The 13,750-nt window shown below is 71.8% G+C and carries 14 protein-coding genes; 8 read left to right on the top strand and 6 right to left on the bottom strand.

Annotated features, from left to right (window positions below):
• On the bottom strand, nucleotides 1–2,909 hold a 2,909-nt coding region (gene scy / locus E0F75_RS16240; RefSeq protein ID WP_308189582.1), incomplete at its 3' end, for a polarized growth protein Scy.
• Between the two features lie 185 nt (nucleotides 2,910–3,094).
• Nucleotides 3,095–3,547: a methylmalonyl-CoA epimerase gene (gene mce / locus E0F75_RS16235; protein WP_055602101.1), complete on the bottom strand. Its 453-nt coding sequence runs from the start codon at nucleotides 3,545–3,547 to the stop codon at nucleotides 3,095–3,097.
• Nucleotides 3,548–3,684: 137 nt separating this feature from the next.
• On the opposite strand from mce, the gene E0F75_RS16230 reads away from it, so the two are divergent.
• Together E0F75_RS16230 and meaB are read left to right on the top strand one after the other, a co-directional pair.
• Nucleotides 3,685–4,887: an acetyl-CoA C-acetyltransferase gene (locus E0F75_RS16230; RefSeq protein WP_187623220.1), complete on the top strand. Its 1,203-nt coding sequence runs from the start codon at nucleotides 3,685–3,687 to the stop codon at nucleotides 4,885–4,887.
• A 35-nt stretch (nucleotides 4,888–4,922) separates the two neighbouring features.
• Nucleotides 4,923–5,879, top strand: coding sequence for a methylmalonyl Co-A mutase-associated GTPase MeaB (gene meaB / locus E0F75_RS16225; RefSeq protein WP_187623219.1), 957 nt, complete (start codon nucleotides 4,923–4,925; stop codon nucleotides 5,877–5,879).
• A 204-nt stretch (nucleotides 5,880–6,083) separates the two neighbouring features.
• Here meaB and E0F75_RS16220 read toward each other — a convergent pair whose 3' ends face one another.
• From E0F75_RS16220 to E0F75_RS16205, 4 genes are all read right to left on the bottom strand, one after another.
• Entirely contained in the window at nucleotides 6,084–6,560 is a 477-nt protein-coding gene (locus tag E0F75_RS16220; RefSeq protein WP_187623218.1) for a MarR family winged helix-turn-helix transcriptional regulator, read from the bottom strand.
• Nucleotides 6,561–6,643: 83 nt separating this feature from the next.
• Nucleotides 6,644–7,429 carry an AIM24 family protein gene (locus E0F75_RS16215; protein WP_187623217.1) on the bottom strand — a complete coding sequence of 262 codons (786 nt, stop codon included), beginning with the start codon at nucleotides 7,427–7,429 and terminating at the stop codon, nucleotides 6,644–6,646.
• Nucleotides 7,426–8,076: an AIM24 family protein gene (locus E0F75_RS16210; RefSeq protein WP_187623216.1), complete on the bottom strand. Its 651-nt coding sequence runs from the start codon at nucleotides 8,074–8,076 to the stop codon at nucleotides 7,426–7,428. The genes E0F75_RS16215 and E0F75_RS16210 overlap by 4 nt, the downstream gene beginning before the upstream one ends.
• Nucleotides 8,076–8,714 carry an AIM24 family protein gene (locus tag E0F75_RS16205; RefSeq protein ID WP_187623215.1) on the bottom strand — a complete coding sequence of 213 codons (639 nt, stop codon included), beginning with the start codon at nucleotides 8,712–8,714 and terminating at the stop codon, nucleotides 8,076–8,078. The genes E0F75_RS16210 and E0F75_RS16205 overlap by 1 nt, the downstream gene beginning before the upstream one ends.
• A gap of 107 nt (nucleotides 8,715–8,821) precedes the next feature.
• Between E0F75_RS16205 and E0F75_RS16200 the strand changes: the two genes are divergently transcribed.
• The 6 genes from E0F75_RS16200 to E0F75_RS16175 all read left to right on the top strand — a co-directional run bounded on the left by E0F75_RS16200 (nucleotide 8,822) and on the right by E0F75_RS16175 (nucleotide 13,750).
• Nucleotides 8,822–9,175, top strand: coding sequence for a DUF3817 domain-containing protein (locus tag E0F75_RS16200; RefSeq protein ID WP_187623214.1), 354 nt, complete (start codon nucleotides 8,822–8,824; stop codon nucleotides 9,173–9,175).
• Nucleotides 9,172–9,468 carry an MTH1187 family thiamine-binding protein gene (locus E0F75_RS16195; RefSeq protein ID WP_187623213.1) on the top strand — a complete coding sequence of 99 codons (297 nt, stop codon included), beginning with the start codon at nucleotides 9,172–9,174 and terminating at the stop codon, nucleotides 9,466–9,468. The genes E0F75_RS16200 and E0F75_RS16195 overlap by 4 nt, the downstream gene beginning before the upstream one ends.
• A 168-nt stretch (nucleotides 9,469–9,636) precedes the next feature.
• Entirely contained in the window at nucleotides 9,637–10,467 is an 831-nt protein-coding gene (locus tag E0F75_RS16190; RefSeq protein ID WP_187623212.1) for a hypothetical protein, read from the top strand.
• Nucleotides 10,464–11,147 (top strand): DUF4166 domain-containing protein, encoded by a 684-nt coding sequence (locus E0F75_RS16185; RefSeq protein WP_187623211.1) that lies wholly within the window; start codon nucleotides 10,464–10,466, stop codon nucleotides 11,145–11,147. Before E0F75_RS16190 ends, E0F75_RS16185 begins: the two co-directional genes overlap by 4 nt.
• Nucleotides 11,144–11,836 carry a TetR/AcrR family transcriptional regulator gene (locus E0F75_RS16180; protein WP_187623210.1) on the top strand — a complete coding sequence of 231 codons (693 nt, stop codon included), beginning with the start codon at nucleotides 11,144–11,146 and terminating at the stop codon, nucleotides 11,834–11,836. The genes E0F75_RS16185 and E0F75_RS16180 overlap by 4 nt, the downstream gene beginning before the upstream one ends.
• A gap of 90 nt (nucleotides 11,837–11,926) precedes the next feature.
• Nucleotides 11,927–13,750 (top strand): glycosyltransferase family 2 protein, encoded by a 1,824-nt coding sequence (locus E0F75_RS16175; RefSeq protein WP_187623209.1) that lies wholly within the window; start codon nucleotides 11,927–11,929, stop codon nucleotides 13,748–13,750.

The raw sequence follows: 13,750 nt of genomic DNA, 5'->3' as shown, positions 1-13,750 counted from the left end.
GTGAGCCGCTCGGCCTCCGAGGTCGCCTCGGCGAGGAGTGCGTCGGCCTGTTCGGCGGCGTCGCTGCGGCGCTTGTCCGCCGCCTGACGGGCCTCGTCCAGGACCTGCTCCGCCTCGGCGGCGATCCGGTCCGCCTCCGTACGGGCCTCTCCGACGACCGACTCGGCGCGCTCGGCGGCCTCCGAACGGATCCGGTTCGCGTCGTCGCGGGCGTCGGCCCGGGTGCGGGCCGCGTCCTGCTCGGACGCGGCGAGCGAATCCGTCACCTCGGTGCGTACCCGCTGCGCGTACTCGGCGGTGTCCGTCCGCAGCTTCTCCGACTCGGCGATCGCGTCGGCGACCGTCCGCTCGGCCAGCGCCTTCGCGGCGTCCGTCTCCTCCTGCGCACGCGTCCGCGTGCGGGCGGCGTCCTCGGACGCCCGCTCCCGCTCCTCGTACGCGTCGGCGCGGACCCGGTCCGCCTCCTCCTGCGCCTCGGAACGCGTCCGCTCGGCCGCGTGCTCGGCTGCGCTGCGCAGCCCGGTGATCTCCTCCTCGGCCTGCTCGCGCAGACCCGCCACCGAGTCCCGTACCTCCTGGGCGGCTCGCGAGGCCGCGGTGACCATCTCGGTCGCCCGCGCGTCCGCCTCCTCGACCAGGCGCTGCGCCTCGACCTGCGCGTCCTCGACGCGCTTGCGGGCCGCGGCGAGAAGCTCCTCGGACTGCTCGCGGGCGTGCTCGCGCTCCCGGCCGGCCTCGGAACGGGCCGACTCGAGCGTCTCCTCGGCCTCCCGGCGACGCCGGACGGCCTCCTCCTGCGCGGCGGCCAGCGCCTCGGCGGCCTCGGTGGCCACCCGCTCGGCGGCGGCGGCGGCCTCGGCCCGTACCCGGTCGGCGGTCTCCTGGGCCTCCGAGCGCAGCCGCTCGGCCTCCTCGGTCGCCTCCTTGCGGAGCCGGCCGGCGGCGCTCTCGGCATCGGTACGCGTGGTGGACGCGTCCGACGCGGCCTCGGCGCGCAGCCGCTCGGCCTCCTGCTCGGCCTGCTCCTGGAGCGTACGGATGCGCTCGGCGGACTCGGTCCGCAGCCGCTCCGTCTCCTCGGCGGCCTCGCGCCGGATCAGCTCGCCCTCGGCACGCGCGTCGGTGAGCTCCTCCCCGGCCGCCACGACCTTCGCCTCGGCGTCGGTGTGCAGCCGGGTCAGCTCCTCGGCGGCCTCGGCGCGGCGGGCCTCGGCGGCCCGCTCGGCGTCGGCGCGCAGCCCGGCCGCGGCCTCCTCGGCCGCCGCCTTGACCGCCTCGGCCTGCTCCTCGGCCTCGGCGCGCAGCCGCTCGGCCTCGGCGCGGGTCCGCTCCAGGGTCTCCTCGGCCTGCGTCCGGAGCGTCTGGGCGCGCTCCATGGCCTCGGACTTGGCCCGCTCGCTCTCGGCGCCGGCCTTCGTCCGCATCTCGTCGGCGTCGGTACGGGCCTTGGTGAGGAGCTCCTCGGCGCTGCTGGCCGCCTCCTCGATCTGCTGGACGGCCTCGCGGCGGGCCTCGCCGCGGATCCGCTCGCCCTCCGCGATGGCCTCGGCGCGCAGCTGCTCGGCCTCGCCGCGCAGCCGGCGGGCCTCCTCCTGCAGCTCGACCGTCTTGGCGCGGTACTCCTTGGTGTCGTCCTTCGCCGAACCGAGCAGCTCGTCCGCCTGCTCCTCGGCCTGGGAGCGCAGCCGGTCGATCTCCGCCTCGGTCTCGCGGCGGATCCGCTCGGCCTCCTCGGAGGCCTTGCGGGTGGTCTCCCGGGCGTCGTCGGACGCCTTGGTGAGGATCTCCTCGGCGTTGCGCGCGGCCTTGGCGAGCGCGGCGGCGGAGTCCTCGGCGGCGACCGTACGGGCCTTCTCCGAGGCCTCGGAGACGAGCTTCTCCGCCTCGGCGGTCGCCTCGCGCAGCTTCTCCGCGGCCTCGGCCTTGAGCGCCTCGGTGTCCTTGGTGGCCTCGCCGACCAGCCGGGCGATCTCCGCCTTCGCGGTGCGGGTGCGCTGCTCGTTGACCGACTCGGCGGTGGCGAGCTGCTTGGCGGCGGCCTCCTTGGCCTCGGTGAGGGCCTTCTCGGCCTCCGCGCGCGCGACGCGCAGCTTCTCCTCGGCCTCCTGCATGCGCTGCTCGGCGGCGCGGGAGAGCTCGGTGGCCTGACGGCGGGCCTGGTCGGTCTCGGCGGTGGTGGTCGAGCGGAGCTGCTCGGCGTGGCTGGTGGCCTCCTGCGCCTGGCTGGAGGCGGCGCCGAGGAGCCGCTCGGCGTCCTTGCGGGCGCGCAGCAGAATCGCTTCGGCCTCGGCACGGGCGGCCTCGGCCTCGGAGCCGACGCGCCGGCTGGTCTCCTCGGCGAGCCGGGTGGCCTCGGCGCGGGCGGTGGCGAGCGCCTGCTCGGCCTCCGCGCGGGACTCCTCCATCAGACGGCGGGCCTGGGACTCCGTACGGGCGCGGAGCTGCTCGGCCCAGGCGACGTTCTCGTTGACGTGCGCCTCGACGGTCTGCCGGCGCTCGCTGAGTTCCTGGTCCAGCTGCTGACGGCGCTGGACCGCCTCGTTGTGCAGTTCGGCCTGGAGCCGGGACTGGTGCTCGGCGTGCTCCTGGAGGATGCGCTGCGTCTGGGCGCGGGCGTCGCGGAGCTCGCGCTCGGCGTCCTGGCGGAGCTGCTCGGCCTGCGCCTGCGCGTTCCGCAGCAGCTGTTCGGCCTGGTAGCCGATGTCCGCGCTGTCGTAGGCGGGTCGGGACGCGATGGTGCGGCGCGCCTCGTGGAGCTTGGCGCGCAAGACCTCGACCTGGTATCCGAGGTCCTCGGCGTGCTGAACGGCCTTCTCGCGCTCGGTCTTCAGCCGGTCCATCTCGGCTTCGAACCTGGCGAGATGGTCGTCTTCAGCTCGGTGGCTCTCCTGGCGTTCGTAGCCCCGCACTGCGCGGTCCATCCGTCCCCTGGTCGCAACACTCCAACGAGCACCGCCCTCACGGCCGAGGACGGACCCCCGGGGAATCGTGGCAGATCGGACGACCCCGACATCCCGACTACGGTGCCGCACGGAGCGGCCCCGACCGGCCCCGGCCCGGAGTCGCCCACTCTACCGGGCCAGGAATCCGGAGGTCAGTGCTCCGCTGAGGAGTGGTCAGCCGACGGCTCTGCCGAGGTGACCAGTTCCGTGAGTACGCCGTGGCAGTCCTTGGGGTGCAGGAAGGTGATCCGGGAGCCCATGGAGCCGATCCGCGGCTGGTCGTAGAGGACCCGGACGCCCTTGGAGCGGATGTCCTCGGCGTCTCCGTCGACGTCCGCCGTGCCGAAGGCGATGTGGTGCACGCCCTCGCCGTTCTTGGCGAGCCACTTGCCCACCGCCGAGTCCTCCCGGGTCGGCTCCAGGAGCTGGAGGTACGAGGCCCCGCCGTCCGAGGTGTCGTTGATCTTGAGCATGGCCTCGCGGACGCCCTGCTCCTCGTTGACCTCGGAGTGGAAGACCTCGAAACCGTACGTGGCACGGTAGAACTCGACAGTCTTGTCCAGGTCGAAACAGGCGATCCCGATGTGGTCGATTCGCGTCAGCATGCCTCCAGTGCAGCGCTGTGACGGTGGTTACGCAACGTGCGCGCCGTCACACCGACCGGCCGGTGACCCGGCGGTCCGCCGCTCAGTACATTGGCGGTAAACCCTCGTTCACTTCTCATCCCTAGGGGCCGTGCCTCATGTCTGGAACGACCGGTACCACCTCAGTGATCGTCGCGGGCGCCCGCACGCCCATGGGTCGCCTGCTCGGCTCGCTCAAGTCCTTCTCGGGCGCGGAGCTCGGCGGCTTCGCCATCAAGGCCGCGCTCGACCGGGCCGGCATCGGCGGCGACCAGGTCCAGTACGTGATCATGGGCCAGGTGCTCCAGGCGGGCGCCGGCCAGATCCCCGCCCGCCAGGCCGCGGCCAAGGCCGGCATCCCCATGAACGTCCCCGCGCTCACCATCAACAAGGTGTGTCTGTCGGGTCTCGACGCCATCGCGCTCGCCGACCAGCTGATCCGCGCCGGCGAGTTCGACGTGGTCGTCGCCGGCGGCCAGGAGTCGATGACCAACGCGCCGCACCTGCTGCCGAAGTCCCGCGAGGGCTTCAAGTACGGCGCCATCGAGATGCTCGACGCCATGGCGTACGACGGTCTGACCGACGCCTTCGAGAACATCGCGATGGGCGAGTCCACCGAGAAGCACAACAGCCGCCTGGGCATCCAGCGCCCCGAGCAGGACGAGATCGCCGCCCTCTCGCACCAGCGCGCCGCCGCCGCCCAGAAGAACGGCATCTTCGAGGCCGAGATCACCCCGGTCGAGATCCCGCAGCGCAAGGGCGAGCCGGTCGTCTTCTCCAAGGACGAGGGCATCCGCGCGGAGACCACCGTCGAGTCGCTCGGCAAGCTCCGCCCCGCCTTCGCCAAGGACGGCACGATCACCGCCGGCACCTCCTCGCAGATCTCCGACGGCGCCGCCGCCGTCGTCGTGATGAGCAAGGCCAAGGCCGAGGAGCTGGGCCTGGAGTGGATCGCCGAGATCGGCGCCCACGGCAACGTGGCGGGCCCCGACAACTCGCTGCAGTCGCAGCCGTCCAACGCGATCCTGCACGCCCTCAAGAAGGACGGCCTGACCGTCGACGACCTCGACCTGATCGAGATCAACGAGGCCTTCGCCGCGGTCGCCGTGCAGTCAATGAAGGACCTCGGCGTTACCCCCGAGAAGGTGAACGTCAACGGTGGCGCCATCGCTCTCGGCCACCCCATCGGCATGTCCGGCGCCCGTGTGGTGCTGCACCTGGCCCTGGAGCTCAAGCGGCGCGGCGGTGGCATCGGCGCGGCCGCCCTGTGCGGCGGTGGCGGTCAGGGCGACGCGCTGATCGTCCGCGTCGCCGGCAAGTAAGTCACCTCGGCAAGGTCAGGCAAGGAGCTCTGCACATGGTGGACGTCCCCGCTCTGGTCACCCAGGCACGGGAGGGCAGGCCGCGGGCCGTGGCCCGGCTGATCTCGCTCGTGGAGGGGGCGTCCCCGCAGCTGCGCGAGGTCATGGCGACGCTGGCGCCGCTCACCGGCGGCGCGTACGTGGTGGGCCTGACCGGCTCGCCCGGCGTCGGCAAGTCCACGTCGACGTCCGCGCTGGTCTCCGCCTACCGGCGGGCGGGCAAGCGGGTCGGCGTCCTGGCCGTCGACCCGTCCTCGCCGTTCAGCGGCGGGGCGCTCCTCGGCGACCGGGTCCGGATGTCGGACCACGCCTCCGACCCGGGCGTCTACATCCGCTCCATGGCGACCCGCGGCCACCTGGGCGGTCTCGCCTGGTCCGCCCCGCAGGCCATCCGCGTCCTGGACGCGGCCGGCTGCGAGGTGATCCTCGTGGAGACGGTGGGCGTCGGGCAGTCGGAGGTCGAGATCGCGTCCCAGGCCGACACCTCGGTCGTGCTGCTCGCGCCGGGCATGGGCGACGGGATCCAGGCCGCGAAGGCGGGCATCCTGGAGATCGGCGACGTGTACGTGGTGAACAAGGCCGACCGGGACGGCGCGGACGCGACCGCCCGCGAGCTCAACCACATGCTGAGCCTGGGCGAGGCACGCGGCCCCGGCGCCTGGCGGCCGCCGATCGTCAAGACGGTCGCGGCGCGCGGCGAGGGCATCGACGAGGTCGTGGAGGCCCTGGAGAAGCACCGCGCCTGGATGGAGGAGCACGGGGTCCTGGCGGAGCGCCGCCGGGCCCGTGCCGCGCGCGAGGTCGAGACCATCGCGGTCACGGCCCTGCGGGAGCGGATCGGCGATCTGCACGGCGACCGGCGCCTGGACGCGCTCGCGGAGCGGATCGTGGCGGGCGACCTCGACCCGTACGCGGCCTCGGACGAGCTGGTCGCGAGCCTGACGGGCAACTGAGCGGCGTACGGCTCCGCAGGCACGAATCAGGGCCTCACCGGGACGACCGGCGAGCAGTAACGAATCTGGGCCTCACCGGGACGACCGGTGAGCAGCGACGAATCAGGGCCTCACCGGGACGACCGGTGAGCAGCGACGAATCAGGGCCTCACCGGGACGACCGGTGAGGCCCTACTTCGTCAGGTCCGCCGGGTGCGGCCGCCGCTACGGCTTGCCGCGCCGGCCGCGCAGCTGGTCCGCGACCGGCTTCAGGGACTCGCGCAGGTCACCGAGCGCGTCCTGGCCGATCTGGTCGATGAAGTGCTTGCGCACCGACTCGACGTGGTGCGGGGCGACCTTGTGCATGGTCTCCATGCCCGCGTCGGTCAGTACGGCGTACAGTCCGCGGCGGTCGGACTCGCAGTTCTCGCGCCGGACGAGTCCGGCGTTCTCCATGCGGGTGATCTGGTGCGAGAGCCGGCTCTTCGACTGGAGCGTGGCCGAGGCCAGGTCGCTCATGCGCAGCCGCCGTTCCGCCGACTCCGAGAGGTTCACGAGGATCTCGTAGTCGTTCATCGTCAGTCCGAAGGGCTGGAGGTCCCGCTCCAGCTGGTACGTCAGCATCCTCTGGACGTCCAGGAATGTGCGCCACGCACACTGCTCGGCGTCGGTGAGCCACGGGGTGGCGGTCTCGGTCTCCATATATGGATTCTACCTAAGAAGTTGAATACTTGACGAAATCTGGGAGCGTGCGTTCGAAGACGTCACCCTCCGCAGACTACCGCTCACAGACCGAAGCGACGCTGGAGGTCACCGAGCTGGCCGGGAAGTCGCGGTACCGAGCCTTGCACAGACTGGCCGGAACCGGGCGATCCATGGCCCCCCGGTACACCCGGCTGGGCCGGTGGGCCGCCGATCGCGCGGTCCGCCATCAGGATCTCCGTCGACTGGAGGAGGACCGTGCCCGCGCCCACGAACTCGAACTGGTGCTCCTCGCCCGAGGTGCCGCCGATGCCCGTCAGCGCGCGGACGCCGCCCATCACGCCCGTCATGTAGCCGTGGTCGTAGTGGTGGCACGGGGAGGGGCAGTCCGCCCAGCCGACCAGGGCCTGCGGGTCCACCCGCATCGGCGGCTCCATGAAGACCACCGGGCCGTTCGACGCGGCCACGAACTTGCCCGTGCCGATCAGCGTCACGAAGCCCGGCACGATCGACTGCTTCAGCGCGAGGGTCGGCTGGTAGGCGAGCAGATTGCCGGAACGGATCGTCAGATTGCCCTGGTCCAGGTCGAACGAGTTCACGTCGAAGGCCCGGTCCGCCAGCAGCATCTTCCCGCTGCCCTCGGCCACCACCCAGTCGCTCGCGTGCAGGGGCGAGTGGAACGACGTCCGGACCAGACGGTCCAGCCGCCCGTGCCCGATGCCGTTGAACTCGATCCGCCCGTAGTAGGCGATCATCTTGCCCTTCTGCAGGAACCACTGGGAGCCCTTGAGCTCCACGCAGAAGGTGTACGGGTTCACGTTGTCGTCCGACGGCAGGGTCGTCGGGTCGTGGATCACGGGACCGGTCACAGCTTTTCCTCCGAGGCCTGCACGTACACCGCACCGCTGCCGCTCAGCTCCAGCTGGAACGCCTCGCCCGAGCCGCGCCCCACCATGTCGCGCCAGCCCAGCGCGGTGGAGAGCTTGTTCCGTACGTCGCCGTGGTGGGCCACGTACGCCTGCGGGTCCACGTGGACCGGGCGGCCCGGGGTGATCGGCAGCTCGATGACTCCGCCGTGCGCCATGACGGCCACCGCGCCGTGACCCTTCAGGGTGGTGGTGAAGAGGCCCTGGCCGGTCACCTGGCCGCGGACCATGCCCATGACCCCGCCCTGCGAGCCCATGAACATGGTGCCCTGCTCCAGGGCGCCGTCGAAGGCGAGGAGACGGTCGGCCTCCACGTACAGGGTGTCGCCGGTCAGCCCGATCACCTGGATGTGGTGACCGCCGTGCCCGAACATCACGGTGCCGTTGCCCTCGACGGTCATCAGCGGCGTCGCCTCGCCGGCCACCCGGCGGCCGATCATCGACATCACGCCGCCCTGACCGCCCGCCGTGTTCGGCGTGAAAGTGACGTCGCCGCGGTACGCGAGCATCGCGCCGCGCTGGCTGAACATCCGCTGCCCGGGGACGACGGTCGCCTCGACCATCTTCGAGTTGATCTCGCGGAACGGCATCAGACGTCGCCCCCGATCGTGTTCCGCTCGCTCGGCTGGACGTACACGAGGCCGTCCCCCTCGAAGCGGATCTGGAAGGCCTCGCCGCCGCCCTCGCCCATGAAGGTGCGGAAGGTCACACCCGACTGGAAGTGCTGCTGAAGGTTGCCCTGGTGGGCGATGTACGCGCCGGGGTCGACCTGGAGCGGGTACTGCGGGGTCACCCGCAGCACCACCGCCGGGCCGTCGGACATGATCGCGGCCTGGCCGGTGCCCTCGACGGTCGTGGTGAAGAGGCCGTTGCCGGTGGCCCCGCCGCGCAGGCCCGTGAAGGTGGTGCCGGTGCGCAGCCCCGCGTCGGTGCAGAGCAGATTGCTCGCCTCGACCCAGAGCTTGTCGCCGTGGAGCGAGACGAGGTTGATCTCGGAGGCCCGGTCGGCGAACCAGCAGGTCCCCTGGCCGCGTACCTCCATCACCTCCATCTGCTCACCCGTGAGCCGGCGGGTGACCATGCCGCGCAGGCCCTCACCGCCGCCGCTCATCTTCTTGAACGCCATCTGGCCGTCGTAGGCGACCATCGAGCCGTTCTTCGCCTTGACGCCGTCGCCGGTCATGGAGACGGCGAGCACCTTGCTGCCTTGGAGTCGGAACGTTGCCACCCGCTGAAGGTACTGGGGACCCGGATAAAGAGACAGCAAAGTCGGCGTGCACAATGGACGGGCCCTTGTGCATCCGTTCACAAGATCGAACGAAGGTGACCCCCTCCGTGGACATCAAGACCGCTTCCTCCCTCCACCGACTCCGGCTCGTCTCCGCGCCGGAGGCCGTCTCGTTCCTGCTCCTGCTGGTCTGCTCGGTGCTCAAGCGGACGACGGACTTCAACGCGGTGCCGGTCATGGGCGCGATCCACGGAGTGCTGTTCATCCTCTACGTCCTGTTCTGGCTGGACGCCTGGAACCGGACCAAGTGGAGCTTCGGGACCGCCGCCCTCTACTTCGTCCTCTCCGTGCTGCCCCTGGGTGGCTTCTACGCCGAGCGGAAGCTCAAGCGCGAGGCCGAGAACGCGGTCATCGCCTCCCGCGCCCGCGCCGCGGCCGCCGAAGGCGCGGTGAAGGCGTGATCGTCGCGTTCTCGGTCACCCCGCTGGGCGTGGGGGAGGAGGTCGGCGAGTACGTCGCCGACGCCGTCCGGGTCGTCCGCGAGTCCGGGCTCCCCAACCGCACCGACGCGATGTTCACCTCCGTCGAGGGCGACGACTGGGACCAGGTCATGGACGTCGTGAAGCGCGCGGTCGCCGCCGTGGAGGCGCGGGCCCCGCGCGTCTCGGTGGTCATGAAGGTCGACATCCGTCCCGGTGTCACGGACGGTCTGCACAGCAAGGTCGCCACGGTGGAGCGGCACCTGGAGGGCTGAGCCCCCCGCCTTCCTCCGTACGCGAGAAGCCCCTGGCCCCCCGTGGGACCGGGGGCTTCGTCGTGCCGGGAGATCCGTCTTGAGCGACTGCTCAAAATCCGCTACCTTCAGCCGCGGGGCAGTTTTGAGCAGTCGCTCAAAATGCCGTACGAGCTGGGAGAACACCCCATGGGTCTCTACATCGAGACACAGGTCCGCGCGGACCTGGAGACGCTCTGGGAACACACGCAGGAACCCGCCCGCCATCAGCGGTGGGACCTGCGGTTCACGGAGATCGCGTACCTTCCGCGCGCCGAGGGCGAGCCCCAGCACTTCCGGTACGCGACACGCGTCCTGCCCTTCCTGGTCGTCGCCGGCACCGGTGTCTCCGCGGGGGAGCGCCACCGGGCCGGCGGCGACCGGGTCTCCGCACTCCGGTTCTCCTCGCCGCACCCGCTCTCGCTCCTCGCGGAGGGCAGCGGCTACTGGCGCTACATCCCCACCCCGGACGGCGTCCGCTTCCTCACCGGCTACGACTACCGGCCCCGCTGGGGCCGCCTCGGCCGTCTCGCCGACCGGCTCGCGTTCCGGCCCCTCATGGGCTGGGCCACCGCCTGGTCCTTCGACCGGCTGCGGCTCTGGTGCGAGCGGGGCGTCACCCCCGAGCGCGCGCTCGCCCACTGGCTCCTCGAACTCGCCGCCCGGGTCCTCCTCGTGGCCGCACCCCTGACGGTCGCCTCGCTGCCGCTCGGCCTCCTCTCGCTCGGCGCCGTGCCGCTCACCGTCCTCGGGCTGGCCCTCGCCGTGCTCGTACCGCCCTCGCCGCGTACGCCCGCCGCCCGGCGCTGTCTGCGCACCCCGCCCGCCCGCACGCGGGAGCCCCGTCTCCTCGCGACCCTGGAGCCGACCCGGGAGCCCGCCCCGAAGCCCGCGCCCGAGCCCTCGCCGGAGCCTGCCCCGAAGCCCGCACCCGCGCTCTTCCCGAAGCCCGCACCCGAGCCCGCCCTGGAGCAGTCGTGACCTCGATCTTCCGTACGGCCATGGGGGACGCGGCCTTCGAGCGCCTGCATCCCGAGCTCCAGCGGCGCTTCTCCGTCGGGCTCGCGAGCGGGGAGCTGTGCGTCGGGCGGGGCGTCATGGACCGGATCTGGCACGGCCGGGCCCTCGTGAAGCCCTTCCTCGCGATCGGCGGGCTGCGGAACATCCTGCTGCCCCGCACCGGCCGCGACGTGCCCTTCACCATCGAGAACGTGCCGTACGCGGACTCGTACGGCCGCGAGACCGTCACCTTCGTCCGGACCTTCGCCCTGCCCGGCGGGCCCCGGCGCTTCGACGCCACCATGGTCCACAGCCCCGAACGCGACTGCGTCCTCGACTACCTCGGCACCCACCAGCACCTCGCCAGCGACCTGCACATGTCCGCCGAGCCCGACGGCTCGCTCCTCATCCGTTCCGGCGAACACCGCTTCCGTGAGGGCCCGTTGGACGTGCGCGTCCCGGAACTGATCGGGGGTCGCGCCGAGGTGCGCGAGTCCTTCGACGAGCGCACCGGCCGCTTCCGCATCAACGTTCGGGTGGACAACCGGTACTTCGGTCCGCTCTTCGGGTACCAGGGGTCGTTCACCGCCGAGTACGCGGACGTACGCTCCCGGGGGGTGCGCGCGGGGCTGCGCCCGGTGCGCGAGGAGGTACGGGCATGAGCGGGGAAGTGAAGGACCGGCGGGCGGGGGAGCCCCGGGCGCAGGACGCGCGCAGCCAGGAGACCCGGGAGAAGCTGCTCGCGGGCGCCCTGCGGACCCTTGTCGAGCAGGGCATCACCAAGGCCTCCGCCCGCGCCATCGCGGCCACCGCGGGAGTGAACCAGGCCCTCGTCTTCTACCACTTCGGTTCCGTCGACGAGCTGCTCGCCGAGGCCTGCCGGTACGGCGCCGAGCAGCGGGTCGCCCGGCACCGCGAGCGGCTCGCCGCGGTCGGCAGCCTCACCGAGCTGCTCGCCTTCGGGCGCGAGCTGCACGAGGAGGAGCGGGCGGCCGGCCATGTCGCCTTCCTCGGGCAGCTGCTCGCCGGCGCGCAGGCGCACCCCCGGCTGGTGCCCGCCACGGCCGCCGGTCTCGACCTGTGGATCACCGAGATCGAGCAGGTGCTCGTCCGGGTCCTGGCGGGGACCCCGCTCGCCGAGTTCACCGACCCCGCCGGGCTCGCCCGCGCGGTCGGCGCCTCCTTCGTCGGCCTCGAACTGTACGAGGGCGTCGACCCGGCGGGCGCCGAGGCGGCCTTCGCGGCCCTGGAGCAGCTGGGCGCCCTGATGGCCGCCGTGGAGGAGCTGAACCCCGTCGCCAGAAAGGCCGTCACGTACACGCTCCGGCGGCAGAGCGGCCGTACCCGCTAGACCAACCCACTCGGACTACTCCAGTCGACACGCCGATCGTTTACCCCTTTCGTTGGGATATCGGTCCGTTCGAAGACAGCTGGAGGCGCCGTGCGGCCGGGAGCCTACGACTACGACACCTACAGCCGACTCGCCGGTCCGCTCACGGAGCCGGACCCCGAGACCTACCGGGTGCGGTACCGGAGTCTGCTCTCGAAGGAGCCGCACCGCGTACGAGCCGTCCTCCTGATGACCCTCGCGCCGGTCCTCTCGGCGCTGCTCCTCGTCTATCTCGTCTGGCCCAGCCACTGGACCGTCCGCGAGGGCGGCGACCGCCGGCTCGTCCACCTCGACACCGTGATGCTCGTGTCGATCGGGCTCATCTGCTTCTTCATGCTGGTGAACGTCACGGCGATCGCCCACGCCACCATGGTCGCCCGCGACCCGATACCCGTGTACGCCGAGAAGGGCACCCGCGTCGCCTTCCTCACCACGTACGTCCCGGGCAAGGAGCCGCTCACCATGGTCCGCGGCACCCTGGAGGGTGCCACCCGGCTGCGGCACGACGGCCTCCTCGACGTCTGGCTCCTCGACGAGGGCGACTCCACCGAGGCCAAGGCGCTCTGTGCCGAGCTGGGCGTACGCCACTTCACCCGGGCCGGCGTCCCCGAGTGGAACCGCGGGAAGGGCGTCCACAAGGCGAGGACCAAGCACGGCAACTACAACGCCTGGCTCGCCATGCACGGCGACGCGTACGACTACTTCGCCTCCGTCGACACCGACCACGTCCCGCTCCCCGACCTCCTGGAGCGGATGCTCGGCTACTTCCGCGACCCCGACATCGCCTTCGTCGTCGGACCGCAGGTGTACGGCAACTACACCGACATCGTCACCAAGGCCGCCGAATCCCAGCAGTTCCTCTTCCACGCCCTCATCCAGCGCGCCGGAAACCGCTACCACGCGCCCATGTTCGTCGGCACGAACAACGTCGTCCGGATCTCCGCCCTCAAGCAGATCGGCGGCCTGTACGACTCGGTCACCGAGGACATGGCCACCGGCTTCGAACTGCACCGCAGGAAGAACCCGCGCACCGGCCACTACTGGCGCTCCGTCTACACCCCCGACGTCCTCGCCGTCGGCGAGGGCCCGGCCTCCTGGACGGACTTCTTCGCCCAGCAGCTCCGCTGGTCCCGGGGCACGTACGAGACGATCGTCAAGCAGTACTGGAAGGCGCCCTTCCGCACCCCGCCGGGCCGCTTCCTCAACTACACCCTGATGCTCGCCTACTACCCGATGACCGCGGTCAACTGGCTCCTCGGCGTCCTCAGCGGCGTCCTCTACCTCTGGTTCGGCGCCTCCGGAACCCAGGTCTCCACCTCGGTGTGGCTGATGATCTACAGCGACGCCGTCGCCCTCCAGATCGGCCTCTACCTCTGGAACCGGCGGCACAACGTCTCGCCCCACGAACCCGAGGGCTCCGGCGGCCTCGCCGGCATGGCGATGTCCGCGTTCTCCGCTCCGATCTACCTCAAGTCCCTCGGCTCGGCGGTCCTCCGCACCCGCGGCCGCTTCGTCGTCACGCCCAAGGGCGGCGAGGCGAGCCCCGACCGGATCATGACCTTCCGTATCCACCTCTTCTGGGCGGCGGTCCTCATCGCCTCGCTCGCGGCCTCCGTCCACTTCGGGCACACCCACGCGGCCATGCGCACCTGGGCGTTCCTCGCCCTGGTCATCGCGCTCGCCCCGATCGGCCTCTGGACCTTCACGGCCCTCAGGACACGGCGCGCGCTCCGTGTCCGCGCGCACGCCCGTGCCCGCGTTCGGGCCCGCGGTACGGCCCACGCCCGCGAAGGGGCCGAGGTCGTCGCGGGGGCCGCCACCCCGCCGCCGGCCGCCCCCGTCACCTCCGCCCCCACGACGACCGGAGGGAACTGA

Source organism: Streptomyces sp. CB02980 (assembly GCF_014451325.2).
In the GTDB taxonomy this organism is placed as follows: Bacteria; Actinomycetota; Actinomycetes; order Streptomycetales; family Streptomycetaceae; genus Streptomyces.
The sequence above is the reverse complement of the archived record's forward strand: the minus strand, read 5'-3'. Positions and strand labels throughout refer to the sequence as shown.

Excerpts from the sequence above, each read along its gene's own strand:
- E0F75_RS16220 (WP_187623218.1), bottom strand. The coding sequence starts at position 6,560 with ATGGAGACCGAGACCGCCACCCCGTGGCTCACCGACGCCGAGCAGTGT.
- mce (WP_055602101.1), bottom strand. The coding sequence starts at position 3,547 with ATGCTGACGCGAATCGACCACATCGGGATCGCCTGTTTCGACCTGGAC.
- meaB (WP_187623219.1), top strand. The coding sequence starts at position 4,923 with ATGGTGGACGTCCCCGCTCTGGTCACCCAGGCACGGGAGGGCAGGCCG.
- E0F75_RS16180 (WP_187623210.1), top strand. The coding sequence starts at position 11,144 with ATGAGCGGGGAAGTGAAGGACCGGCGGGCGGGGGAGCCCCGGGCGCAG.
- E0F75_RS16210 (WP_187623216.1), bottom strand. The coding sequence starts at position 8,076 with ATGCCGTTCCGCGAGATCAACTCGAAGATGGTCGAGGCGACCGTCGTC.
- E0F75_RS16230 (WP_187623220.1), top strand. The coding sequence starts at position 3,685 with ATGTCTGGAACGACCGGTACCACCTCAGTGATCGTCGCGGGCGCCCGC.
- E0F75_RS16190 (WP_187623212.1), top strand. The coding sequence starts at position 9,637 with ATGGGTCTCTACATCGAGACACAGGTCCGCGCGGACCTGGAGACGCTC.